Here is a 23,048-nt window from a genome sequence, read left to right as displayed (position 1 = left end):
ATACCTGACCCACGGGTCAGCCCCGGTGTGGTAGGCTCTTCCCCCGTGGAAGGTTTTCCCGTGGTGGTACCCGTAGAGGTGCGCTTCCGCGACCTGGACGCCTTGGGGCACGTGAACAACGCCGTCTACCTGAGCTACTTCGAGGTGGCCCGGGTGGCCTATTTCGCCCACTTGGAGCGGGACTGGCTGGCGAAGGGCCACTTCATCCTGGCCCGGGCGGAGGTGGACTTCCTGCGGCCCGTGCACCTGGGGGATAGGGTGGAGGTGGGGGTAAGGGTGGTGCGCCTGGGGCGCTCCAGCTTTGACATGGAGTACCTCCTCACCGCCCAGGGCGAGCCCGCGGCCCGGGGCAAGACGGTCCAGGTGTGGCTGGAGGGGGGCAGGCCCGCCCCCCTGCCCCCGGCCATCCGGGAGCGGATAGAGGCCCTCGAGGGCCGCGCCCTCCTGGCCCCCTAGCCCCGCAGGGCCACCACCGTGACCCCGTGCCCCCCCTCGTGGGGCGGGGCATCGGCAAAGCCCTCCACCCGCTTGTCCCGGCGCAGGTAGTCGCGGATGGCCTGCCTCAGGGCCCCCGTGCCCTTGCCGTGGAGGAGGCGGAGGGTGGGGAGGCCCAGGGCCTGGGCCTCCGCCAGGGCCTGGTCCACCTCCAGAAGGGCCTCCTCCACGCTGAGGCCCCGGAGGTCCACCTCCCGCACCTCCCGCCGCGGTTTGGCCAGGAGGGGCTTGGGGGCGGCCTCCTCGGGCAGGGGTTTGAGCTCCTTGGCCTTCAGGCTCATCTTCAAGGGCCCCACCTGCACCAGGGCCTCTTCTCCCCTCAGCTCCAGCACCCGGCCCCGCTTGCCCAGGGAGGGCACCTCCACCATCTGCCCGGGGGCCAGGCCCGGCGGGGGGGGCGGGGGCGGGGCCTTTTTGGCGTAGCGCTCCCGCAGGGCCATGAGCTCGCGGAGGGCGTCCCGCTTGCCCTCGGTCCGGGCCTTCTCCTTCAGGGCCTTGAGCTCGGCCTCCACCTTGAGGAGTTGTTGCCGCACCTCCTCCTCCAGGGCCCGCATCCTTTCCGCCCGCTCCTCGGCGTAGCGGGCCTCCCGCTCCTCCAGCTGCCGCCGGAGGGCCTCCGCCCGGGCGAGCTCCTCCTGCAGGCGCCGCCTTTCCCTCTCCAGCTCCAGCCTTTGCCCCTCCAGCCTCTCCAGGAGGCCTTCCAACCTGCTCCCCTCGGGCAGGAGGGCCTCTGCCCGGGCCAAAATCCCCTCGGGGAGGGAGAGCCTGCGGGCGATGGCCAGGGCGTAGCTCCGCCCCGGCACCCCCAGGACCAGCTCGTAGGTGGGGCGCAGGCCCTCCAGGTCAAAGCGCATGGAGGCGTTCAGGATGCCCTCCCGCCCCTGGGCAAAGGCCTTCAGGGGGGAGAGGTGGGTGGTGACCATCCCTTTAACCCCCCGCTGGAGGAGGGCCTCCAGTATGGCCTGGGAGAGGGCGGCCCCCTCCTCGGGGTCGGTGCCGCTTCCCAGCTCGTCAATGAGGACCAGGCTCCTCTCCGTGGCCCCCTCCAGCATCTCCTTGAGCCGCCGCAGGTGGCCGGCGAAGGTGGAGAGGCTCTCCTGCAGGGACTGCTCGTCCCCGATGTCGGCGAAGACGCGGTCGGGCCAGGCCAAAAGGGCCCTCTTGGCCGCCACGAAGAGGCCCGACTGGGCCATGAGCACCGCCAGGCCCAGGGTTTTCAGGAGGGCGGTCTTCCCCCCCATGTTGGGCCCGGAGATGAGGATGAGGCGGGTGGTCTCGTCCAGGGTGAAGGAGTTCCTCACCGGGTTTTGGATGAGGGGGTGGAAGGCCTCCTCCAGCTGGTACCGCTCCCCGAAGCGGGGCCGGCTCAGCCCCAGCTCCCGGGCCAAGGCGGCCTGGGCCTGGACCAGGTCCAAAAGGGCCAGGGCCTCGAGGGTGCCCGGCACCCCCTCGTCCTCCGCCAGGCGCTCAGAAAGTTCCCGCAGGATGCGGTTCACCTCCTCCTCCTCCTGCAGGCGCAGGGCCTGGAGGCGGTTGTTGAGCTTCACCACGGAAAGGGGCTCAATGAAGAGGGTGGCCCCGGACTCGGACTCGTCCAGGAGGAGGCCCGGTACCTTCTGGCCCATCCCCGCCCGCACGGGGATGCAGTAGCGGTCCCGCCTGAGGGTGACGAAGCGGTCCTGGATGGCCTCCCGGTGGCGGTCCATGAGGGCATAGAGGCGGTCCAGGATTTGCTGGCGCAAGGGCCTGAGTTCCCGGCGGATCTGGGCCAGCCTGGGGCTGGCCTCGTCCCGCACCCCCCCCTCCTCGTCCAGGGCCTTGTCCACCCGCAGGAGGAAGGCCCGGTGGTCCCCAATGCCCTCCGCCACCCCGCTGAGGGCGTTTTGCAGGGGGAGGAGTTCCGCCTTGAGGTCCATGGCCTCCCGGAGGGCCGAGGCCGCCTTGAGGAGCTCGGGCCCCGAGAGCCTGGCCCCGGCCCGGGCCCGCCGGTAGGCCTCGCGGAGCTCCCCCGCGGGGGGAAGGGTGTAGGGGTAGGCCAGGGCCTCCTGGGTGAGCTGGTGGCGCCTTTCCGCCTCCTCCCGGGAGAGGGGACGGAGGCCTAGGGCCTGCTCGGTGCCCAGGGAGGTCTGGGCCTTTTCCGCCAGGAGGGCGCGGATCCGGGGAAACTCCAGGACCTCGAGGACGTCGCGCACAAAACCCTACTATACCCTAACGCTTAAGAAGCCGCAGGAGGGTCCAGAGAACCTCGGCCCTTCCCAAAAGGCGCCCAAGCCGGCCCAGCCTTCCCCAGGGCAGGAGGGAGAGGAGGAGGAAAAGAAGCTGTTGCCGCTCCTCTGGGGAAAGGCGCTCCCAGCCCTCCTTGGCAAGGTCCAGGGCTCTTTGAAGGAGGGCTTTAGGGGATTTTCCCCGTACCCCGTCCACAGACCCCTTGCGCCGCATCCTCCCTAGTCTAAGGGCTGGAAGAGGAGGTGGTGGACCTCCACCTCCCCAAAGACCTCCTCCCCCGAAAGGAGGTCCACCCCCCGGGGGAGCCTAAGGCGCACCCCCTGGGGGGCGAAGTAGGCCCAAACCTCCTTTCCCCCGTGGCGCCGGCGGAAGGCCAGGACTCCCGGGGGCGCCTCCAGGGGCAAAAGCCCTCCCAGGCGCAGGGCGGGATGGGTTTTCTTGAGCCGCACAAGCCGCTTCAGGAAGGCCAGCACCTCCCGGTTCCAAGCCCCCTCGTCCCAGGGGAAGGGGGCGCGGCAGTAGGGGTCCCCCCGCCACTCCGTGGGGGGATTGGGCTGGGAAAGGCCGATCTCGTCCCCGTAGTAGATGGCGGGGCTTCCGGGAAAGGCGAAGAGGAGGGCGTAGGCCAGCTTGAAGCGCTCCACGTCCCCGCCAAGCCGCCACAGGGCCCGGGGGATGTCGTGGGAGGAGAGGAGGGTGTACATGGCGTGGCGCACCTGCAGGGGCAGGGCCTGGTAGTGGTCCCAAAGCGCCGCCCAGGCGGCCTGGGCCTCCACGGAAACCCTTTCCCCGTGCACGTCCTGCCCGGAGAGCCATTCCATCACCGGGTGGGCGAAGCCGGCATAGTGCATGGCCCCGTCCAGGGTGTGGGCCCGCAGGGTGGGGATGGTGTCGTAGGAGAGCTCGCCGATGACCAGGGCGTCCGGTCTCGCCTCCTTGGCCGCCCGGGCCAGGGCCCGCAGCCAGCGGGCGTTTTTGCGGTTGGTGCCCCCTTCCCCCAGGGAGTGGGCCACGTCCAGCCGCCAGCCGTGGGCGTAGCCCATCCAGTGGCGGATGGGGGCCTCCTTGCCCCACACGAAGCGCTCCTGGGTGAGGGGGGAGGCGTAGTCCAGCTTGGGCATGGACTTTACCCCCCAGAAGCTGGCGTAGGTGCCCTCGGGGTAAAAGGTGAACATCCCCCGCTCGGGGCTTTGGGGGTCTTTAAGGGCCCTCTGGAACCAGGGGTGGGTGGCCCCCACGTGGTTGAAGACCCCGTCCAGGATGAGCCGCATCCCCCGGGCCTCGAGGGCCCGGTAAAGGGCCGCCAGGGCCTCCTCGCCCCCCAGGTGGGGGTCCACCCGCAGGTAGTCCTCGGTGTCGTAGCGGTGGCTGGAGGGGCTTTGGAAGATGGGGGTAAGGTAGAGGACCTCCACCCCCAGGGCCTCCAGGTGGGGCAGGGCCTCCAGCACCCCATAGAGGTCCCCCCCGTAGAACTCCCAGGCCCCCTCGGGCCCCGGGGGTTCGTGCCAGGCCTTCCTGCGGATGGGCCGCCCCAGGAGGCGCCACGCCCCCTCCTTGGGGGCCAGCTCCGGCCGGCCTTGGCGGAAGCGGTCGGGGAAGATCTGGTAGTAGACCGCCCCCAGGGCCCAGGCGGGAGGCAAGGGCCCCGCCAGGAGGTGGAAGAAGCGGTCGTAGCGGGGCAGGGTCTTCTCCAGGCCGTGGCTCCCCAAAAAGCCCTGGGGCAGGCGGAAGAGGTAGCGGAAGGGGCTTGCATGCACCGCCACCCGCACCCTCAGGCCCCCTTGGGCCCGCTCCAGGGGTTTTTTGTGAAGCTCCCCATCCTTCTCGTAGAGGAGAAGCCCTTCCCTGGCCGGGGTCTCCAGGAAAAGCTCCACCTCCTCCCCCAGCTGGGGAAGGGGAGGATGGACGTGTTCCAGGTCGTGGTGGTTCACTCCTTCACCGCCCCCGCGGTGTAGCCGGACACGAAGTACTGCTGGAAGCCGTAGAAGAGGAAGAGGATGGGCAGGGAGCCCAGCACGCTGGCCGCGGCGAAGATGCCCCACTTGGTCTGGAACTGGCCGGTGGTGAAGCTCCTAAGCCCCACCCCCACGTTCCAGCTCTCCACCCCGGTGAGCACCAGGTTGGCCAGCACGAACTCCGAGTAGGTGCCCACGAACTGCAGGAGGAAGATGAAGACGAACATGGGGGCGGAAAGGGGCAGGAGGATCTTGGTGAAGACCTGCCACTTGGTGGCCCCGTCCACCATGGCCGCCTCCTCGAGGCTCGGGCTGATGCTCTCCAGGTAGCCCTTGTACACCCAGGTGCCGAAGCTGATGATGCCCCCGGAGTAGGCCAGGACCAACCCCGTGAAGGTGTTCAGGAGGTCCAGCCGGGACAGGAGGTAGTAGATGGCCACCAGGGCCAAAAAGCCCGGGAACATCTGCACGAAGATGAAGAAGAGGAGCATGGGGTAGCGCCCCGGCAGGTGGCGGAAGCGGGCGAAGGCGTAGCCGGCGGTGGCCGTGAGGAGGACCGCCAGGAGGCCCGTGAGCCCGGAGATGAGGAAGGTGTTCCGCACCCAGAGGAGGAACTTGGCCTCCGTGCCCTGGCCGGTGAACTGCCTGGGGGAAAGGAGGAGGGCCAGGGCGAAGACGGCCAGGGTCAGGAGGAGGAGGAGCCTCCCCTGCCACAGGTCCATCCAATCCTCCTCGGGCAGGAGGCGGCGCAGGAGGCCAATCAGGGCCACCCCCACAAGGGCCAGCCCCGCCAGGAGGAGGAGGCCCACCTGGTAGGGGTAGAGGACCACCCCCTGGACCAAGGCGGCGTAGTTCTCCAGGGAGGGCCTGGGCAGGTAGGGGATGACCTTGGCGTCCAGGAGCAGGAACCCCGTTTCGGGGCGGCGGAAGCTGAAGAGGTTGTTGGTGGGGTCAAAGCTGGCGGCCACCACCTGGACCACGGGGTAGTAGACCAGAAGGATGAGCACCCAGAGGAAGAGGTGGGTGAGCCCCTGGAGGAAGAGGGGCCAGGGGCTCCGCCTCCGCCCCTGGAGGCGGTTGGCCACCGCGGTGTGTAGGAGGCTATAGAGTAGCAGGAGGAGCACAAGCCCCAGGAGGAAGCCCAGGGCGTAGGCCCAACCGTAGGGCACGAACACGCTGCCGAAGGCCACCTGCTTGCGGTAGGACCCCTCGTCAAAAAGCCGGTGGGCGGCGAACCAGTAGGCCCCGTAGAGGACCAGGCCGCCCAGGAGGAGGTAAAAAAGCCGCCGCATCTACCGCACCTCCCTCAGGGCCCCCGTGGCCCGGAAGTTCACCAGGCTGATGGCCACGGTGATGGCGAAGATGAGGAGGCTGATGGCCGCCCCCAGGCCGTAGGCCGACTGCCCCTCGGCGCTGAAGGCCGTCTTGTAGGCCCAGGAGATGAGGATGTCCGTGGCCTGGGCCGTGGCCAGCCGCCCCTCCTGGGCCGGGCCGCCCCCGGTGAGCAGGTAGATGATGTAGAAGTTGTTGAAGTTGAAGGCGAAGGAGGAGAGGAGGATGGGCACCATGGGCTTCTCCAAAAGGGGCAGGGTGATGCCCCAAAGGGCCTGCCAGGGGGTGGCCCCGTCCACCTTGGCCGCCTCGTAGAGCTCATCGGGGATGGTGGAAAGCGCCCCCAGGGTGGCGGTCATCATGTAGGGGAAGCCCAGCCACAGGTTCACCAGGAGGATGGCCACCTTGGCCCAGTCGGGGTCGTTGAGCCAGGGGATGGGGTAGACCCCCAGCACCCCCAAAAGGCGGTTGATGGCCCCGAAGTTGTAGTTGAGGAGGGCCACCCAGACCTGCACGGTGATGACCCCCGGCAGGGCCCAGGAGACGATGAGCACCGTGCGGTAGAAGTTCCTGAGCTTGAGGGCGCGGTTGTTCAGCACCAGGCCCAGCACCAGGCCCAAAAGGGCGTTGAGGAGCACGGTGCTACCGGCGAAGACCACGTTCCAGGCGAAGACGGGCAGAAGGGCCTGGCTGGCCTGGGAGAGGATGAAGGCGAAGTTCTTGAGCCCCACGAAGCGGAAGGCGTTCACCTTGGCCACAAACCCCGCGGCAAAGGGAGGGGTGCGGTCCAGGAGGAGGGTCTCCCCCTCCGCCTCCAGGATGCGGGCCCGCATCCGATGCCCCTCCGCGTAAACCTCCACCGGCTCCCCCACACAGGGGTCGCACCGCAGGGCCTCCTTGACCGGCTCTTCCAGGCGGAGCCTGGCCCCTTCCTGCCCCACCACCCGGGTTTCCGTGGAGCGGTCGGGGAAGCCGTTTCTGGCCCCCGAATAGTCGGTGAAGGCCAGGTAGACGGTGAGGCCGATGGGGTAGAGGGTGAAGACCAGGAGGAAGGCCAGGGCGGGGAGGAAGTAGTACCAGTCGGAAAGCCAGGGGAAAAGCCGCCCTACCGCCACCGCTCCCGGCACCAGGACCAAAAGGGCCAGGACCAGGATGGTCCACCCCGGAAGGGCCACGTAGGCCTCGAGGGTGAAAAACCCCAAGAGGCCCACCCCGGCGGCCAGGAGGACCAGGCCCAGGAGCAGGGCAAGGGCCAGGAGAAAGCCTTTGAGGCCAGGAGGGTGTCTCATGTCCTAAAGATAGACCCCCCACGGGGTAGGGAAGTCCCGTGGGGGGCAGGCATGGTCCCTAGCGGCCGATCCCCTTGCGGATCTCGGCCACCATGTCCTCCACGATCTTCTTGATGTTGGAGTCGGGCCGCTGGATGGCCAGGTTGATGGCGTTGGCCCAGGGGCCCCAGACCTTGCCCATCTCGGGGATGTTGGGCATGGGGGTGCCCAGGGCGAAGACCCGGGAGAAGCCGGCTACCACCGGGTCCTTCTCCAGGGTCTTGGCCGCGCTCTTGGACACGGGGATGCGGCCCCCCGCCTGGTTGAAGGAGACCAGGTTCTTGCCGGTGATGAGGGTCTTGGCGAAGTTCACCGCGGCGGTCTTGTTCTTGGAGTAGGCGTTCACCACCACCCCCTGCACCCCCAGGAAGGGACCCCAGGGCGCCCGGGCCCCCGGCGGGGTGGGGAAGGGGGCGATGCCGAAGTCAATCTTGGCCTTCTTGTAGTCCCCAAGGGCCCAGGGGCCGTTGATGATCATGGCCAGGGCCCCGTCCTTGAAGGCCCCGTCGGCCACCCCGTAGTCCACGCCCTCAGGCACCAAGTTGTAGCGGAAGCGCAGGTCGCGGATGAAGGTGAGGGCCCTTTCCGCCGCCTCGCCGCTCAGGAGGAGCCGGGAGGGGTCCAGGTTGCCCTTGGCGTCCTTGGGGAAGACGTTTTCCGCCCCGAAGGCCTTGAAGAAGCCGAAGTTGAAGTAGGGGTCGCCGATGTTGTAGAGGAAGCCGAAGGTGGAGCCGGTGGTGTGCTGCCGGGCCAGGGCCAGGAACTCCTCCCAGGTCTTGGGGGCCTCCTTCACGTACTTCTTGTTGTAGATGAGGGCCACGCTTTCCGCGAAGGCGGGGAGGCCGAAGAGCTTGCCCCCGAAGGTGAAGGCGTCAATGGCCACGTCCTGGAGGTCGGCCAGGTAGCCCTGGGTCACGTACTTGCCCATGGGCTCCAGCACCCCGGCTTGGGCCATCTCCCCCAGCCAGTCGTGGGGGATGCTCACCACCAGGTCCGCCGCCTGTCCCTGGGGAGCGCCCAGGATGAACTTCTGCTTGATGTCCCCGAAGGGGACCTCCACCACCTCCACCTTGGTGCCGGAGGTGCGCTCAAAGGCCTGGGCCTGCTTCTTGAGCCACTCCAGCTCCGGGCCGCCGAAGTGGGTCCAAACCGTGATCTTTCCCTGGGCCAAGGCCAGGGAAAGCCCGAGGGCCAGCACCGCCAACGCTTTTCTCATATCCCACCTCCGGGCGCATGGTAGCGTTTCCGCTATGGATTTTAACCCTGCGCCCTGCCCCTTGAGCATACCACGTTGGGCCGGGGCACAAGTCCCTGGGTCAGTGGAGGGCCCGCACCACCTCAAAGGCGATGAGGGCCAGGATGGCCACCTCCACCGCCTGGGTGCGCAGGTGGGCCACCTCCTCCGTGACCATCTCGTAGGTGGCCTCGAGGACCCTAAGCTTTTCCTCCACTCCCCGCTCCAGCTCGTGGGCCCCGTAAAGCTCCAGGGCCGCCCGGTAGATCTTGGCGTAGAAGAGGTCCTCGGTGATGCGCAAGGCCCCTTCCATGCGGGCCCGCACGTCGGCGATCTCCGCGTGGCGGGCCATGAGGCGGCGCCTTAAGCGCTGGAGCCGCCCATACCCCCAAAGCCCCCGGGGCTTCAGCACCTCGGGCACCGCCTCCAGTTCCTCCGTGAGGACCCGGTCGTAGTAGGAAAGCTCCAGGAGCTGGGCGTGGACGAACTCCACCAGGTCGGCCACGTCCCAGATGCCCTCGGAGTCCAGGATGAGCACCCGGTCAAAGCCCAGAAGGGCCAGGTCCTCGGTGGAATAGCTGTAGCGGTAGCGCTCCATCTCCCGCCGCACCTCGGGGGCGAAATCCTCCTTGGCCCCCATCCAGAGGGGGGTGAGGTCCACCGAGGGGGCGTGGGCCTTCTCCCCCTCCAGGCCCAGGGCGTGGTAGACGGTGAACTCCTCGGAGAGGCGCTTCTCCTCCGGGCGCAGGAGGGCGCCTTGCAAATAGGGTTCCAAGGCAGCCAGTTCCGCCAGGAAAAAGCCCTCCCAGAAGGGGAGCTCGGGAAGGCGGAGGGCCTTTTCCAGGAAGGCTTCCCAGGGGACCCGCTCCCCCAGGTGGATGCGCAAGGAGAGGGAGACCACGCCGAACTCGTAAAGGCGGGCGGTGAGGAGGCCGGATATCCCCTCCACGCTCCGCACCCCAAGCTCAATCTCCGCCGGGGGGTTTTGGAAGCGCACCGCCCCCAGCCGGGGGCGGGAGAGGCGCAGGCGGGGGGTGGCCAGGCGAGAGAGGTCAATCTCGTCCGCCAGGTCGTAGAGGCGGTAGAGGGCGATGTGGGGGGAGAGGAGGTTCATTCCAGCTTGGAGACCTCCCGGGGCGGGGGGCCTTCCCGGTAGGCCTCCAGGAGGGCCTTCAGGGCCCTGCCCCGGTGGGAGTACTGGGCCTTCTCCTCCAGGCTCATCTCGGCGAAGGTCTTGCCCGCCTCGGGGACGAAGAAGAGGGGGTCGTAGCCAAACCCCCCTTCCCCCCGGGGGGCCTCGAGGATGACCCCCTCCACGCTTCCCTCGTAGGCCTCGGCGTGCCCATCGGGATAGGCCAGGACCAGCACGGCCACGAAGCGCGCCTTCCGCTCCTCCCCTTTGAGGTGGCGCATCCTTTCCAGCAGGTAGACGTTCCGCTCCCGGTCGGTCTCCCGGCCCCCGTAGCGGGCGGAGTAGACCCCGGGCTCCCCCCCGAGGGCGGGCACCACCAGGCCCGAGTCGTCCGCCAGGGCGGGAAGCCCGGTGGCCCTGGCCACGTGGGCGGCCTTTAAGAGGGCGTTGTCCAGGAAGGTGGCCCCCTCCTCCTTGGGCATGCGCAAGGGGAAGTCCGCCAGGGAAAGGAGGGTCCAGCCCAAGGGGGCGAGGCCGGCTTGGAGCTCCCGCACCTTGCCGGGGTTAGAGGTGGCCAAGACCACGCGCATCTCCCTCATGATACCCTTTTTAGCCTTTCCACCACTTCCTCTGGCGCGTCCAGGGGGGTGAGGAGCTTAAGGTCCTCGGGGTCTATGGCCCCCCTCTCCACCAGGAACTCCAGCCAGGAGAGGAGCCCCCGCCAGTAGGCCCGGTCCAGGGCGAAGACGGGGAAGGGATGGACCTTGGCCGTCTGGATGAGGACCAGCACCTCCGAAAGCTCGTCCAGGGTGCCCAGACCCCCGGGGAGGAAGACGAAGCCCACGGCGTAGCGCACGAAGAGCACCTTGCGCACGAAGAAGTAGCGCAGGGAAAGGGCGTGGGTCTGGTAGGGGTTGGGCTTTTGCTCGTGGGGGAGCTCTATGTTGAGGCCCACGCTTACCCCTCCCGCCTCGTAGGCCCCGCGGTTCACCGCCTCCATCACCCCGCCCCCGCCCCCCGTTACCACCCCGAAGCCCGCTTCCGCCAGGGCCTTGCCTAGGCGGTAGCCCAGGGCGTAGGCCGGATGCTCCTCCCCAAAGCGGGCGGAGCCGAAGACGGAGACCAAGGGCACCCCTATTTCCCCTAAGGCCTCAAACCCCTCCACGAACTCCGCCAGGATGCGGAAAAGCCGCCAGGCGTCCTCGTGGTGGAGCTGGTCTATGAGGGGCTTTTTGACCATGCCCCGTTCTACCACGCCCGCTAGAGCTCTTCCAGGCTCACCCGCTTGAGGACCTCCACCCGCACCCCCAGGCGCTCGGCCAGGTTCTTGTAGCTTTCCGGGTCGCCGGTGACGTAGTGCACCACCTCCCCCCTGCCGTGGGGGTTCAGAAGCCCCTCCCGGGCCAGGGCCTCGGCCACCTCCTTGGCCGTGGCCTCGGCGGAGTCGATGAGCCGCACCCCGGGGAGCACCTTCCGCAGGGTGCCCTTCAGGAAGGGGTAGTGGGTGCATCCCAGGATGAGGGCCTCGAGGTCCTTGGGGGCTTCCTCCAGGTAGTGGCGGGCCACCAGGAGGGCCACGGGGTCGTCCCAAAGCCCCTCCTCCACCAGGGGGACGAAGAGGGGACAGGCCTTGGCCCAGGCCAGGGGCACGTAGCGCTCGTAGGCCCGGCTTTCCACCGTGGCCTGGGTGCCGATGAGCCCCACCTTGCCGTGGGCGCGGGCCACCCGGGCCGCGGGCTCCAGCACGCCAAACACGGGCACCGAGAGGTCCTCGGCCAGGTCGGGCAGGGCGGCGGAGCTGGCGGTGTTGCAGGCCACCACGATGGCCTTCACCCCCTGCCGCAGGAGAAAGCCCGAGATTTCCCAGGCGAAGCGCCGCACCATGGCCAGGGGCTTGCCCCCGTAGGGTACCCGGGCGGTGTCCCCGAAGTAGAGGAAGTCCTCCCGGGGCAGGGCCTCCTTGAGGGCTTGGAGCACGGTGAGCCCTCCCACCCCCGAGTCAAAGACGCCGATGGGCCTTCCAGGCTCCTTCACGGCCGGCCATCATACCTGGACGGCGGAGGGGGGGTGCTATACTATCAGGGTTGCCCCGGAGGGGGCGGGTCCTGAAGGAGGTGCGCAAGTTGCGGCTGGTCACGTCCGAATCGGTCACGGAAGGACACCCCGACAAGCTGGCGGACCGGATCTCCGACGCCATCCTGGACGCCCTCATCGCCCAGGACAAGAAGGCCCGGGTGGCGGCGGAGACCCTGGTCACCACCGGTCTGGTGTTTGTGGCGGGTGAGATCACCACCGAGGGGTATGTGGACATCCCGGGCCTGGTGCGCAAGACGGTGCGGGAGGTGGGCTACACCCGGGCCAAGTACGGCTTTGACGCCGACACCTGCGCCGTCCTCACCGCCATTGACGAGCAGTCCCCAGACATCGCCGGCGGGGTGAACCTGGCCTACGAGTGGCGGGTGCTGAAGTCCACCGACCCCCTGGACCGCACGGGCGCCGGGGACCAGGGCCTCATGTTCGGCTACGCCACCGACGAGACCCCCGAGCTCATGCCCCTCCCCATCACCCTGGCCCACCGCCTCACCATGCGCCTGGCGGAGGTGCGCAAGACCGGGCTCCTGCCCTACCTGCGCCCCGACGGCAAGGCCCAGGTCACCGTGGTCTACGAGGGGGATAAGCCCCTATACGTGAAGACCGTGGTGGTCTCCGCCCAGCACTCCCCCGAGGTGGAGCAGGAGCAGCTCCGGGAGGACCTGATCCGCGAGGTGGTGCGCCAGGCCATTCCCCCGGAGTACCTCAAGGAGGGGGAGACGGAGTACCTCATCAACCCCTCGGGCCGCTTCATCCTGGGCGGGCCCCATGCGGACACCGGGCTCACCGGCCGGAAGATCATCGTGGACACCTACGGGGGGGCGGTGCCCCACGGGGGTGGGGCCTTCAGCGGCAAGGACCCCACCAAGGTGGACCGCTCCGCCAGCTACTACGCCCGCTACATGGCCAAGAACCTGGTGGCGGCGGGCCTGGCCCGGCGGGCTATGGTGGAACTGGCCTACGCCATCGGCAAGGCCCGGCCGGTCTCCCTGCGGGTGGAGACCTTCGGCACCGGGATTCTGCCCGACGAGAAGCTCACCGAGATCGCCAAGCGGGTCTTTGACCCCAGGCCCCTGGCCATCATTGAGGAGCTGGACCTCCTGAGGCCCATCTACACCCCCACCAGCGCCTACGGCCACTTCGGCCGCCACGGCTTCCCCTGGGAGGAGACCGACCGGGTGGAGGCCCTGCGGCGGGAAGCAGGCCTCTGACCCCACCCCCTGCCCGGGCCTTGGCCCGGGCAGGGCCTTTTAGCCCACCTCCACCCGGTTTTTCCCCCGCCGCTTGGCCCGGTACATGGCCTCGTCCGCCCGTTTGAGGAGGGAAAGGGGGGAGTCGGTGGGGGTGGCCTGGACCAGGCCGAAGCTGGCGGAAAGGGCTTCCACGGGAGGGACCTTCAGGGCGGCCACTGCTTGGCGGAGCCTTTCCGCCAAGGCCAGGGCCTGGCCCAACTCGGTTTCCGGAAGCAGGATGGCGAACTCCTCTCCCCCGAGGCGCACCGCCCGGTCGCTTTGCCGGATGTGCCCCTCTAGGCAGGCGGCCAGGGCCTTCAGCACCCGGTCCCCCGCCTCGTGCCCGTGGGTGTCGTTGACGTGCTTGAACCCGTCCAGGTCCAGCACCATGAGGCAGAGGGGGCGGCCGTAGCGCCCCACGCGGAAGAGCTCCCGTTCCAGGACCAGCTCCAGGTAGCGCCGGTTTCTTAGGCCGGTGAGGAAGTCGGTGTAGGCGTCCAACTGGGCCTCGAGGTACCCCTCCTTGATCCGGACCAGCATGTAGAGGAGGCCCACGTAGGCCAGGTTGGCCCCGAAGAACTGGGCGAGGGCGTTCAGGTGAGCGGCCTGGAAGTGGCCGCGGAAGGCCCCCATGGCCGAGAGGAGGAAAAGGACAAGGAGGTAAAGGAGGGCCAGGCGCACCGCCTGCCGGGTCTGGAAGAAGAGGAAGCTGCTGAAGTAGACGAAGGGCACCCAGAAGGCCGCGGGGGAGAGGCCCTGAGGGTTGGGCCGGAGGAGGAGCTGGTAGGCCAGGGTGGCCAGGAGGTAGAGGCCGACCAGGCCGTGGGCGGCGGGGAGGACCCAGCGGGCGGATCGGGGAAGGCGCCAGAGGGCCAGGGCGAGCCCAAAGAACCCCAGGATGAGGAGGGGCAGGAAGACCCGGTCCACGGGGTCCAGCCCCACCTGGCGGGAGGTCCCGTAGGCCACCAGGGCCAGGAGGCCCCCTAGGGGCAGGAGCCAAAGGGCGGTCCGCCGCCTGAGGGGGTGGAGGGGGTCCAGGAGCTCCAGGGTGGGGCGCAACTCCCCCCCAGCGTACCCCACCTTGGGCCAGGCCATGGGGGTATTTTGTCCCCCGGTCCCTTAACGCCGGCTTAACGCCTCAGTCCTCCAAGTAGGTGTACCCCTGGAGCTCCCGGGCGTACCGCTCCAAAAAGGCCCCCTTCTCCGCGGGAGAGAGGCGGCTTTGCCGCACCAGGCGCTCCACCCCCAGGAAAAGCTCCCGGGCGGTGAAGCCCATCTTCTCAATGACCTTTTCCGCGGTCTCCCCGGGGACGAAGCGCTCAATGGCGAAGCCCTCCTCGTCCACCACCACGTGGGCCTCCCCCACCTGGCCGAAGAGGTTGTGGTTGCTCCCCAGCACGTCCTGGTAGGCCCCCACCAGGAAGACCCCCAGGTAGTAGGGCTCTCCCGGGCGGATGGGGTGGACGGGCAGGGTCTGGCGCACGTCGTGCAGGTCAATGAAGCGGTCTATCTTGCCGTCGGAGTCGCAGGAGATGTCCACTAGGGTGGCCTGGCGGGTGGGGGGCTCGTGGAGGCGGCTTAGGGGGACGATGGGGAAGAGCTGGTGGATGGCCCAGGCGTCGGGGAGGCTTTGGAAGATGGAAAAGTTGCACACCAGCTTGTCGGCCAGGAGCTTCTCCAGGTCCTCAAACTCGTCGGGGGCGTAGGGTAGCTCCCGGACGATGGCGTAGACCCGCCGGGCGATCTGGTAGAAGATCTCCTCCGCCAGGGCCCGGTCCTTTAGGGAGACCAGGCCCAGGTCGTAAAGGGTCTGCAGGGTCTCCTTGTCGGCGAAGGCGTCGTGGTAGACCTCGCGGAAGTTCTTGGGGGAAAGGCTCTTCCAGCTCTCCCAAAGTTCCTTCACCAGGGGGTGGGCCTCCTCAGGGGGGGGTTCCGGCCGGGCCTCCCCGGGGGGGGTGATGACGTCAATCACCTCCAGGACCAGCACCTGGTGGTAGGCGGTCACCGCCCGGCCCGACTCCGTGACCAGGATGGGGTGGGGCTCGTTCTGGGCCTCCACCACCTCCTTGGTCACGTAGACCAGGTCCTCGGCGTACTCGGAGAGGGTGTAGTTGGCGGAGGCGTAGAAGTTGGTCTTGGAGCCGTCGTAGTCCACCGCCAGTCCCCCGCCCAGGTTCAGGTAGGTGAGGGGCGCCCCCAGCTTCCTCAGCTGCACGTAGGTCTGGGCCGCTTCCCGCACCGCCGCCTTGATCTTGCGGATGTCCGTGACCTGGCTGCCGATGTGGGCGTGCACCATGACCAGGGTGTCCAGGAGGCCCTCCTCCTTGAGGATCTCCACCGCCCGCACGATCTCCGGGGTGGTGAGGCCAAACTTGGCGTTCTCCCCCCCCGAGGCCTCCCACTGCCCCGCTCCTTTGGCCTTCAGCTTGTAGCGGATGCCCAGCAGGGGCCGCACCCCAAGCTCCTTGGAAAGGCGCACCACCCGGGAGAGCTCGGCGAACTTTTCCAGGGTGATGATCACGTTGCGCCCCAGCTTCCTCCCCGTGAGGGCCAGGCGGATGAAGTCGTCATCCTTGAAGCCGTTGGTGGTGATGAGGGCTTCCGGGGAGAGGTTTTGCGCCAGGATGAGGGCCAGCTCCGCCTTGCTGCCGGCCTCGAGGCCATAGTGGTAGGGCCGGCCCGCCCGGGCCACCGTCTCCAGCACCAGGCGGCGCTGGTTCACCTTTGCCGGGTAGACCCCCCGGTACCCCCCCTGGTACCCGTACTTCTCCATGGCCCGGAGGAAGGCCTCGTTGAGCTCCCGCACCCGGGCCTCGAGGATCTGGGGAAAGCGCAACACCAGGGGCAAAGGCCGCCCCTCGTCCCGCAAGGCCTCCACGATCTCCAGGAGGGAAGCCGCCGGGCCCTCGGGGCCTAAGGGGGTGACCTCCAGCTCCCCGTCCCGCCCCACCCGGAAGAACCCTGCCCCCCAGTGGGGCACCAGGTAGATTTCCTCGGCTTCCTTGGGGGAAAAGCGCCTGGCCGTCTTCAATCTGGGTCAACCTCCGCCCTTGAGTGTAGGGCGGAAGGGGCGCCTTGTGAAGAGCTTGTGCCTGGGCTTGGGGCCAGGCCTTCCGGGGGCCTCCGGTAGAGGAAGCCCACCCCTTCCCCAGGGGGCGCCTCAGGGTCCACCAGGTAGAGGAAAGGCCCCCCGGGCTCGTTGACCAGGACGTGGCCCCGCTCCCGGAGGAGGGGGTGAAGGGGCTTGGGGGCCTGGAAGGCCAGGGGGACCGGGCCCACCTCGGCCAGCACCCCCTCCAGGAGGTCCAGCCAGGCCCTAAAGGCTTCGGGTTCCACTCCCTCGGGCACTAGGAGGCGCACCGCCCCCCGCTTGCTCCCAAAAAGGCGGAAGCGGCGGAGAAACCTCCTTAGGGTCCGCCTTTCCTCCCCGGAGGGGCGGAAGGTGAGGTGCTTGTGCCCGTAAACGCTAAAGCGGAAGCCCTCGGGGGCCAGGGCCCTCAGGCGGGCGATGGTCCTCGTGTCTGGCACCCGGTGCCACCAGGAGAGCTCCACCGTGGGAAAGGCCTTTCGGTAGGCCTTGAACCCCCCGGGGTAGCCCCGGTATCCCCTAAGCCCCTCGAGGACCAACCCCCTCCTCCAAAAAGCCCTCCAGGAAGGCCCGCCCCACCCGGGCCATCAGGGGGGTGATCAGGTGCCCGGCCCCCTCCTCCACGAAGCGGGCCAGCCGCCCTTCCCCGTAGTGGGGCCTCAAGGCCTCCACCGTCTTCTCCATGCGGGCCAGGGGCACGATCAGGTCCTTGGTGCCGTGGAGGTGCAAAAGGGGCACCTGGCCGTAGGCCTCCCCCTTGAGGGCCGGGGGGGTCTCGTAGAGGGCCAGGACCCGGGGGTCCTTCACCTCCTGCCCCTGGGGGAGCTTCATGGGAAAGCCGGCCCCGATGAAGGCCAGGGCCGCTTGGGGGCGAAAGCCCTGGGAGAGGAGGAGGTGGACCACGAAGGCCCCCAGGCTCCCCCCCGCCAGGAAGAGGGGAAGGCCAAAGCGCCTTTGGGCCGCCTCCGCCACCTCCAGGGCCTCCTCGGCAAAGCCCAGGGCCACCTGGTACACCCGTTCCACGTAGAAGGGGTCCTTGGAGGAGGGGGGAGGGCCTTCCCGTTCCCCGTGCCGGGGGGCGTCAAAGGCCACCAGGAGCCACCCTGCCTCCGCGTAGCCGGGGAGCAGGGAGAGGATGTGCTCCTTGGACCCCTGGAGGCCGTGGAGGACCAGGAGGAGGCCCTTGGGGTGGGGGGGTATCCGGACCCGGGCGGGCACTCCCGCCAGGACCAGCCGTTCCTCGCGCACCCCTTCCATGGCCTCAGGTGAAGAGGCTGGACACCGACTCCCCCCGGTGGATGCGCCAGATGGCCTCGGCGAAGAGGGGGGCCACGGTGAGGGTCTTGAGCTTGGGGCCGGCCTTGGGGAGGCAGGTGTCGGTGGCGGCCACCTCCTTGACCGGGCTCCTGGCGATGCGCTCCAGGGCCGGGCCCACGTAGACCCCGTGGGTAGCGGCGGCGTAGACCTCCTTGGCCCCCGCCTGGAGCAGGGCCTCCACCGCCTCCACCAGGCTCCCGGCGGTGGAGATCTCGTCGTCCACGATCAGGGCCGTCTTGCCCGCCACCTCCCCCACCAGCATGCGCACCCGCACCTCGGTGTCGGAGACCCGCTCTTTATCAATGAAGGCCAGGGGGAGGCGGAGCCTGCGGGCCAGGGCGCTGGCCCGCTTGATGTCCCCGGCGTCCGGGGCCACCACCACGGCGTTTTCCAGGTCCACCCGGGTGGCGAAGTGGTTGGCGATCACCGGTTCGGCGGAAAGGTGGTCCACGGGGATTTTGAAGAAGCCGTGCACCTGGGGGGAGTGGAGGGTCATGGTGAGGACCCGGTCGGCCCCCGCGGTCTGCAGGAGGTCAGCGATGAGCCGGGCGGCGATGGAGATGCGGGGGGCGTCCTTCTTGTCGCTCCGGGCGTAGGAGAAGTAGGGGATGACCGCGGTGACCCGGGCGGCGCTGGCCCCCTTGGCGGCGTCAATCATCATGAGGAGCTCCATCAGGTGGTCCTGCACCGGGGGGGTGAGGGACTGCACGATGAAGACATCGCCTTCCCGCAGGCTCTCCTCAAAGCGCACGAAGAGGTTGTCGTTGGCGAAGCGCACCGTGGAGCTTTTGCCCAGGGGGAGGCCCAGGGCCTCGGCGATGGCCTGGGCCAGGGGACGGTTGGACTGGCCGGAAAAGATCAAGAGGGGGCGGTCCATGCCGCTCCCCAGCATAGCACGCCCCCGGGGTATGGGCTTCTGGCCTAGAGGAGGGTGAGGCCCTCCTGGAGGGGAGTGGTCACCTCCGGGCCCTCCGGGTGCAGGTAGACGTCCACCTCGGTGCGCACGCCAAACTCCGGCAGGTAGACCCCGGGCTCCACGGTGAAGGCCAGCCCCGGTACCAGGGGGCGGAAGTCGTGGGTCTCCAGGTCGTCCAGATGGGGACCGGTCCCGTGCACCTCCTCCCCCAGGTTGTGCCCGGTGCGGTGGCGCACGTGGGCCCCGTAGCCCTGGGCCTCCAGCACGCCCCGGGCCACCCGGTCCACCTCGTACCCCTTGGGGTGGCGGCCTTCCCGATAGGCCTCGGCCACGAAGCGCAAGGCCTCGTCCCGGGCCTGGACCACCGCCAGGAAGGCCCGGTGGGCGGCCTCCGGGGGGTTTAGGCCGGCCATCCAGGTGAGGTCGGCGTAGACGCCCCCGGGCTCCTTGGCCCAGAGGTCCAGGAGGACCACCTCCCCCGCCTCCAGGGGCTTTTCCGTGGGCTGGTGGTGGGGGTTGGCGGCGTTTTTCCCAAAGGCCACCATGGGGGGGTGGTCAAAGACCAGCCCAAGCCCCTGGAGCACCCTGACCATCTCCCCCTGCACCTCCCCTTCCGTGGCCTTGGGGTTCTGGCGCAGGTAGGCGAGGGCCCGCTCCTTGGCAGCCACCAGGCCCTGGACGGCCCGCCGGTGGCTTGCCAGCCTCCCTTGGTCCCAGGTCTGGAAGAGGAGGAGGAGGGGCCAGGAGGAGACCAGTTCCAGGCCCAGGCCCCGCAGGAGGTCCACCGTGCCCCCGTCCACCCGGGAGAGGTAGGGGATCTGCCCCCCGGGCACGTACTCCAGGGCCAGGCGCCGCCTTCCTTCCAGGAGCGTGCCCAGCTCGGCCAAAAACCCCTGCCAGTGGTGGTAGGTGCGCCGCCTCCCGGGCAGGGGGGGGAAGAGGCTTTCCTCTATGGCGTGGCAGAGCAGGGTGGGCTCCCCCTCCTGGGGGATGAGGTAGGCGAAGCGGCGGGTGAGGTGGAGGTGGGCAAGCCCCAGGGCCTCGAGGGCCACGGGATTGCTCCGGCCAAAGGAGAGGAGGAGCCAGCCGTCCACCCTCTCCTCCCCCATAACCTTCTGCAGGCGCACCAGGTCCATGCCCCCATCCTAAGCCCCTGGAACCTGCTTCACCTTTTCCCGGCCTGCCCGTGCTAGGGTGGGGGGTAAGGAGGTCTGGGGCATGGTAGAAACCCAGGAAGCGGTCATCCGCATCACCCCGCTGGCGGCGGAAAAGGCCAAGGAGATCCTGGCCCGCTACGGCAAGGAACACGCAGCCATCCGCGTCTACATCAAGTCCGGGGGTTGCTCGGGCTTCCAGTACGGCATGGCGGTGGACGAAAGGGAACTGGAGGGGGACACCTTCGTGGAGATGCACGGGGTGCGCCTGGTGGTGGACCCCATGTCCTTGCCCTACCTGGTGGGTTCGGAGATTGACTGGGTGGAGAGCCTCATGGGGGGCGGCTTCACCGTGCACAACCCCAACGCCGCCAGCACCTGCGGGTGCGGCCACTCCTTCCGCACCAAGGACCAGGAGGGGGAGGCCCGCACCTGCGGCCACTGAGCTTTGCAGGGAGGAGGGGGCCTGGGTCAAGGCCCCCTTAACCTTCTTCCCATCCCCCTTAGCGTTTTCCCATTGACCTATGGGGAAGGGGCCTTATAATACCCTTGGCCACTAAGATAGTGCCGCAACCACGAAAGGAGGCCATATGAGAAAAGTAGGTAAGCTGGCTGTACTCGGTTTAACCGCCCTGGGCCTGGCCCTGGCGGGGCCTCAGGACAACAGCCTGGTGATCGGCTCTTCCCAGGAGCCCCGGGTGCTGGCGGGGGACTTCCTCAGCGTCATCTCCAACCAGTCCATCAAGAGCGAGATTGAGCAGTACCTCTTCGCCCCCCTGATCGGCTTCAACGCCGACAGCCAGAACTTCCCCGTTCTGGCCACCGAGGTGCCCACCCAGCAGAACGGGCGCCTGCGGGTCCGGGACATCGGCGGCGGCAAGAAGCGCCTGGAGATGGACCTCACCATCCGCCCAGACGCCCGCTGGTCCGACGGCCGCCCCATCACCACCGAGGACGTGGCCTTCTACTACGAGGTGGGCAAGGCCAAGGGCATGCCCGTCCTGAACCCCGACTACTGGGAGCGCGTGCAGCTCCAGGTGAAGGACGCCCGCAACTTCACCGTGATCTTTGAGCCCGCCTACTACTACGACACCTACGGCTCCCCCATCGGCTACGCTCCCAAGCACGTGATGGGCCCCGAGTGGGAGAAGGTGAAGGCCGCGGCCCGCAACCTGGACCCCGACAAGGACGCCCAGCGCCTCAACGAGCTCTACCGCAACTTCTTCCTCAAGTTCGCCACCCCGGCGGAGCTCAACAAGGGCACCATGGTCTACTCCGGGGCCTTCAAGCTCAAGCGCTGGGTGCCGGGGAACTCCATTGAGATGGAGCGGAACCCCAACTTCCCCATCAAGCCCGAGGGCGGGGAGAGCAAGTACGTGCAGAAGGTGGTCTACCGCTTCATCCAGAACACCAACTCCCTCCTGGTGGCGGTGATCGGCGGGGGGATTGACGCCACCTCCAGCGTTTCCCTCACCTTTGACCAGGCCCGCTCCAGGCAGCTCACTTCCCGCGCCCCCGGCCGCTTTGACATCTGGTTCGTGCCCGGGGCCATCTGGGAGCACATTGACATCAACAAGTTCTCTAACTGCCAGCAGGTGAAGGACCTAGGCCTGGACGATGTGCGCACCCGCCAGGCCATCCTGCACGCCCTGAACCGGGAAGGGCTGGTAAAGGCCTTCTTTGACGGCCTCCAGCCCGTGGCCCACACCTGGATCGCCCCCGTCAACCCCCTCTTCAACCCCAATGTGCGGAAGTACGAGTTTGACCTGAAGAAGGCGGAGGCGCTCTTGGCGGAGATGGGCTGGAGGAAGGGGCCGGACGGCATCCTTCAGCGCACCGTGGGTGGCCGCACCGTGCGCTTTGAGATTGAGTTCGTCACCACCGCGGGCAACGCCATCCGGGAGCGCACGCAGCAGTTCTTCGCCGAGGACCTGAAGAAGATCGGCATCGCGGTGAAGATCAACAACGCCCCCTCCGCCGTGGTCTTCGCCGACGAGTTCATCCAGAGGGCGAGCGAGTGCAAGTGGACGGGGCTGTTTGAGTTCGCCTGGGTGTCCAACCTGCGCGAGGACGGCTCCCTCTTCCAGTACAAGAACCTGAACACCGGCACCATCCAGGTCCCCACCAAGGAGAACAACTACCAGGGCCAGAACATCGGCGGCTGGCGCAACGACGAGTTTGACCGCCTGACGAGCCAGGGTGTCCTGGAGTTTGACGAGGCCAGGCGGAAGCAGCTCTTCTGGAGGGCCCAGGAGATCTGGGCCGAGGAGCTGCCCGCCCTGCCCCTCTACTTCCGGGCCAACCCCTACGTGGTGCGCAAGGGCCTGGTCAACTACGTGGCCAGCGCTTACGCGGGCGGCTACGGTCACCCCGGCTGGAACGCCTGGGAGATCGGCTGGGAAAGCCGCGGCGCCGTGAAGAAGTGGGACCAGGCGAAGTACGCGCTTTCCATCCGCTAGCCCGGGTGGTATAGTGGGGCCCGCTGGGGTTTCCCAGCGGGCTTTTTAATGGCATAAACGGGAGGTAAAAGGGTGTTTGCCTACACGGTGCGCAGGCTTTTGCAGATGGTCCCCCTGCTCCTGGCGGCCAGCGTGGTCATCTATGCGCTTCTGGCCCTGCAGCCGGGGGATCCCTTGGAGGAGCTCAAGCGGCAGAATCCCCGCATCACCGCCGAGCAGTTTGAGGCCTTGAAGCGGGCCTACGGCCTGGACCAGCCCATCCACATCCGCTACTTCAAGTGGCTTTCCCGGGCGGTGCGGGGGGACCTCGGTTATAGCCGTACCTACGGCATCCCTGCGGCGGAGTACATCTTCGTCCAGCGCCTGCCCAAGACCCTCCTCCTCTCGGGCTTGGCCCTGACCCTGGCCCTCCTGGTGGCCATCCCCGTGGGCATCTTCTCCGCCGTGCGCCAGTACTCCCTGGCGGATTACGTCATCACCTTTTTCTCCTTCGTGGGGTTTTCCATGCCTGTCTTCTTCCTGGGCATCCTGCTCCTTTACCTCTTCGCCATCTGGTTACCCGACCACATCCCGGGCTTCCCCCGTTTCCCCACCGGGGGGGTGCCCGGGGTGCTCTGGGAGGATGTGCGCTCGGGGGCGATAAGCTTTTGGTACTTCCTGGGGCAATGGGCCTGGCACCTCATCCTGCCGGTCATCGCCCTTTCCTCCTTGCAGATGGCGGAGTGGACCCGGTTCATGCGGGCTTCCTTGCTGGAGGTGCTTTCCCAGGACTACATCCGCACCGCCCGGGCCAAGGGCTTGGCCGAGCGGGTGGTGCTCTACAAGCACGCCCTCCGCAACGCCCTGATTCCCATCGTCACCCTGGTGGGCCTGGCCATCCCCGGGGTCCTGGGCGGGGCCACCATCACCGAGACCATCTTCAGCTACCCCGGCATGGGCCGGGCCATCTTTGACGCCCTGGTGGAGAAGGACTACAACGTGGCCATGGCCGCCCTGGCCTTTCTGGCCCTGATGACGGCGCTTTTCAACCTGCTGGCGGACCTGGCCTACGCGGTGGTGGACCCCCGCATCCGCTACAGCTAGAGGTGA

The 23,048-nt window shown here is 68.2% G+C and carries 21 protein-coding genes; 5 read left to right on the top strand and 16 right to left on the bottom strand.

Translation table 11 applies throughout. The annotated features are described in order from the left end of the window. The first annotated feature begins 45 nt into the window (after window positions 1-45). Entirely contained in the window at window positions 46-456 is a 411-nt protein-coding gene (locus tag B128_RS0106960) for an acyl-CoA thioesterase (RefSeq protein WP_018111564.1), read from the top strand. Here B128_RS0106960 and B128_RS0106955 read toward each other — a convergent pair. The 10 genes from B128_RS0106955 to murI all read right to left on the bottom strand — a co-directional run bounded on the left by B128_RS0106955 (window position 453) and on the right by murI (window position 11,736). Next, window positions 453-2,687 carry an endonuclease MutS2 gene (locus B128_RS0106955; RefSeq protein ID WP_018111563.1) on the bottom strand — a complete coding sequence of 745 codons (2,235 nt, stop codon included), beginning with the start codon at window positions 2,685-2,687 and terminating at the stop codon, window positions 453-455. The genes B128_RS0106960 and B128_RS0106955 overlap by 4 nt on opposite strands. 16 nt (window positions 2,688-2,703) lie before the next feature. Beyond that, the gene (locus B128_RS0106950) at window positions 2,704-2,934 is read right to left on the bottom strand and encodes a hypothetical protein (RefSeq protein ID WP_018111562.1); all 231 of its coding nucleotides are present in this window, start codon (window positions 2,932-2,934) and stop codon (window positions 2,704-2,706) included. A 5-nt stretch (window positions 2,935-2,939) separates the two neighbouring features. Continuing rightward, window positions 2,940-4,652 (bottom strand): glycoside hydrolase family 13 protein, encoded by a 1,713-nt coding sequence (locus B128_RS0106945; RefSeq protein WP_018111561.1) that lies wholly within the window; start codon window positions 4,650-4,652, stop codon window positions 2,940-2,942. Further along, on the bottom strand, window positions 4,649-5,968 hold the full coding sequence (locus B128_RS0106940; RefSeq protein WP_018111560.1) for a sugar ABC transporter permease: 1,320 nt from the start codon (window positions 5,966-5,968) through the stop codon (window positions 4,649-4,651). Before B128_RS0106940 ends, B128_RS0106945 begins: the two co-directional genes overlap by 4 nt. Continuing rightward, window positions 5,969-7,297 (bottom strand): ABC transporter permease subunit, encoded by a 1,329-nt coding sequence (locus B128_RS0106935; RefSeq protein ID WP_018111559.1) that lies wholly within the window; start codon window positions 7,295-7,297, stop codon window positions 5,969-5,971. Between the two features lie 58 nt (window positions 7,298-7,355). Next, window positions 7,356-8,552 carry a sugar ABC transporter substrate-binding protein gene (locus tag B128_RS0106930; protein WP_026175096.1) on the bottom strand — a complete coding sequence of 399 codons (1,197 nt, stop codon included), beginning with the start codon at window positions 8,550-8,552 and terminating at the stop codon, window positions 7,356-7,358. A gap of 100 nt (window positions 8,553-8,652) precedes the next feature. Next, window positions 8,653-9,684 (bottom strand): RMD1 family protein, encoded by a 1,032-nt coding sequence (locus tag B128_RS0106925; protein ID WP_018111557.1) that lies wholly within the window; start codon window positions 9,682-9,684, stop codon window positions 8,653-8,655. After that, window positions 9,681-10,292 (bottom strand): RdgB/HAM1 family non-canonical purine NTP pyrophosphatase, encoded by a 612-nt coding sequence (gene rdgB, locus B128_RS0106920; RefSeq protein WP_026175095.1) that lies wholly within the window; start codon window positions 10,290-10,292, stop codon window positions 9,681-9,683. The genes B128_RS0106925 and rdgB overlap by 4 nt, the downstream gene beginning before the upstream one ends. Before the next feature lie 5 nt (window positions 10,293-10,297). Continuing rightward, window positions 10,298-10,942, bottom strand: a complete 645-nt coding sequence (locus B128_RS0106915) for an LOG family protein (RefSeq protein ID WP_018111555.1) — start codon at window positions 10,940-10,942, stop codon at window positions 10,298-10,300. A gap of 20 nt (window positions 10,943-10,962) precedes the next feature. Then, window positions 10,963-11,736, bottom strand: coding sequence for a glutamate racemase (gene murI, locus B128_RS0106910; protein WP_018111554.1), 774 nt, complete (start codon window positions 11,734-11,736; stop codon window positions 10,963-10,965). A gap of 89 nt (window positions 11,737-11,825) precedes the next feature. Here murI and metK point away from each other — a divergent pair, with 89 nt between their 5' ends. Then, window positions 11,826-13,004 (top strand): methionine adenosyltransferase, encoded by a 1,179-nt coding sequence (gene metK / locus B128_RS0106905; protein ID WP_040683590.1) that lies wholly within the window; start codon window positions 11,826-11,828, stop codon window positions 13,002-13,004. Window positions 13,005-13,043: 39 nt separating this feature from the next. Here metK and B128_RS0106900 read toward each other — a convergent pair whose 3' ends face one another. From B128_RS0106900 to B128_RS0106875, 6 genes are read right to left on the bottom strand one after another with little or no spacing between them, the layout of a single operon-like run. Next, window positions 13,044-14,120 carry a GGDEF domain-containing protein gene (locus B128_RS0106900; protein WP_018111552.1) on the bottom strand — a complete coding sequence of 359 codons (1,077 nt, stop codon included), beginning with the start codon at window positions 14,118-14,120 and terminating at the stop codon, window positions 13,044-13,046. 43 nt (window positions 14,121-14,163) lie between these two features. Next, a complete protein-coding gene (gene speA, locus B128_RS0106895; RefSeq protein WP_018111551.1) occupies window positions 14,164-16,056 on the bottom strand; it encodes a biosynthetic arginine decarboxylase in 1,893 nt (630 codons plus the stop codon). Next, window positions 16,053-16,652: a DUF72 domain-containing protein gene (locus B128_RS0106890; RefSeq protein ID WP_018111550.1), complete on the bottom strand. Its 600-nt coding sequence runs from the start codon at window positions 16,650-16,652 to the stop codon at window positions 16,053-16,055. Before B128_RS0106890 ends, speA begins: the two co-directional genes overlap by 4 nt. Continuing rightward, window positions 16,633-17,370 carry an alpha/beta hydrolase gene (locus B128_RS0106885; protein ID WP_018111549.1) on the bottom strand — a complete coding sequence of 246 codons (738 nt, stop codon included), beginning with the start codon at window positions 17,368-17,370 and terminating at the stop codon, window positions 16,633-16,635. Before B128_RS0106885 ends, B128_RS0106890 begins: the two co-directional genes overlap by 20 nt. A gap of 4 nt (window positions 17,371-17,374) precedes the next feature. Then, a complete protein-coding gene (locus tag B128_RS0106880) occupies window positions 17,375-18,307 on the bottom strand; it encodes a ribose-phosphate diphosphokinase (protein WP_026175092.1) in 933 nt (310 codons plus the stop codon). Window positions 18,308-18,351: 44 nt separating this feature from the next. Then, a complete protein-coding gene (locus B128_RS0106875; protein ID WP_018111547.1) occupies window positions 18,352-19,482 on the bottom strand; it encodes a M24 family metallopeptidase in 1,131 nt (376 codons plus the stop codon). A gap of 82 nt (window positions 19,483-19,564) precedes the next feature. Between B128_RS0106875 and erpA the strand changes: the two genes are divergently transcribed. From erpA to B128_RS0106860, 3 genes are all read left to right on the top strand, one after another. Continuing rightward, window positions 19,565-19,945, top strand: a complete 381-nt coding sequence (erpA, locus tag B128_RS0106870; RefSeq protein WP_018111546.1) for an iron-sulfur cluster insertion protein ErpA — start codon at window positions 19,565-19,567, stop codon at window positions 19,943-19,945. 145 nt (window positions 19,946-20,090) lie between these two features. Beyond that, window positions 20,091-21,959, top strand: coding sequence for a peptide ABC transporter substrate-binding protein (locus B128_RS0106865; RefSeq protein WP_018111545.1), 1,869 nt, complete (start codon window positions 20,091-20,093; stop codon window positions 21,957-21,959). Window positions 21,960-22,031: 72 nt separating this feature from the next. Next, the gene (locus B128_RS0106860; RefSeq protein WP_018111544.1) at window positions 22,032-23,042 is read left to right on the top strand and encodes an ABC transporter permease; all 1,011 of its coding nucleotides are present in this window, start codon (window positions 22,032-22,034) and stop codon (window positions 23,040-23,042) included. Window positions 23,043-23,048 lie beyond the last annotated feature (6 nt).

This window comes from Thermus igniterrae ATCC 700962 (assembly GCF_000376265.1).
In the GTDB taxonomy this organism is placed as follows: domain Bacteria; phylum Deinococcota; class Deinococci; order Deinococcales; family Thermaceae; genus Thermus; species Thermus igniterrae.
This window is presented reverse-complemented; position numbering and strand designations above follow the sequence as displayed.

Bases quoted from the DNA above. Each gene is read 5' to 3' on its own strand.
- B128_RS0106950 (WP_018111562.1), bottom strand. From the start codon at position 2,934: ATGCGGCGCAAGGGGTCTGTGGACGGGGTACGGGGAAAATCCCCTAAA.
- B128_RS0106940 (WP_018111560.1), bottom strand. From the start codon at position 5,968: ATGCGGCGGCTTTTTTACCTCCTCCTGGGCGGCCTGGTCCTCTACGGG.
- B128_RS0106935 (WP_018111559.1), bottom strand. From the start codon at position 7,297: ATGAGACACCCTCCTGGCCTCAAAGGCTTTCTCCTGGCCCTTGCCCTG.
- B128_RS0106930 (WP_026175096.1), bottom strand. From the start codon at position 8,552: ATGAGAAAAGCGTTGGCGGTGCTGGCCCTCGGGCTTTCCCTGGCCTTG.
- B128_RS0106925 (WP_018111557.1), bottom strand. From the start codon at position 9,684: ATGAACCTCCTCTCCCCCCACATCGCCCTCTACCGCCTCTACGACCTG.
- rdgB (WP_026175095.1), bottom strand. From the start codon at position 10,292: ATGCGCGTGGTCTTGGCCACCTCTAACCCCGGCAAGGTGCGGGAGCTC.
- B128_RS0106915 (WP_018111555.1), bottom strand. From the start codon at position 10,942: ATGGTCAAAAAGCCCCTCATAGACCAGCTCCACCACGAGGACGCCTGG.
- B128_RS0106900 (WP_018111552.1), bottom strand. From the start codon at position 14,120: ATGGCCTGGCCCAAGGTGGGGTACGCTGGGGGGGAGTTGCGCCCCACC.
- B128_RS0106885 (WP_018111549.1), bottom strand. From the start codon at position 17,370: ATGGAAGGGGTGCGCGAGGAACGGCTGGTCCTGGCGGGAGTGCCCGCC.
- B128_RS0106880 (WP_026175092.1), bottom strand. From the start codon at position 18,307: ATGGACCGCCCCCTCTTGATCTTTTCCGGCCAGTCCAACCGTCCCCTG.
- B128_RS0106875 (WP_018111547.1), bottom strand. From the start codon at position 19,482: ATGGACCTGGTGCGCCTGCAGAAGGTTATGGGGGAGGAGAGGGTGGAC.
- erpA (WP_018111546.1), top strand. From the start codon at position 19,565: ATGGTAGAAACCCAGGAAGCGGTCATCCGCATCACCCCGCTGGCGGCG.
- B128_RS0106865 (WP_018111545.1), top strand. From the start codon at position 20,091: ATGAGAAAAGTAGGTAAGCTGGCTGTACTCGGTTTAACCGCCCTGGGC.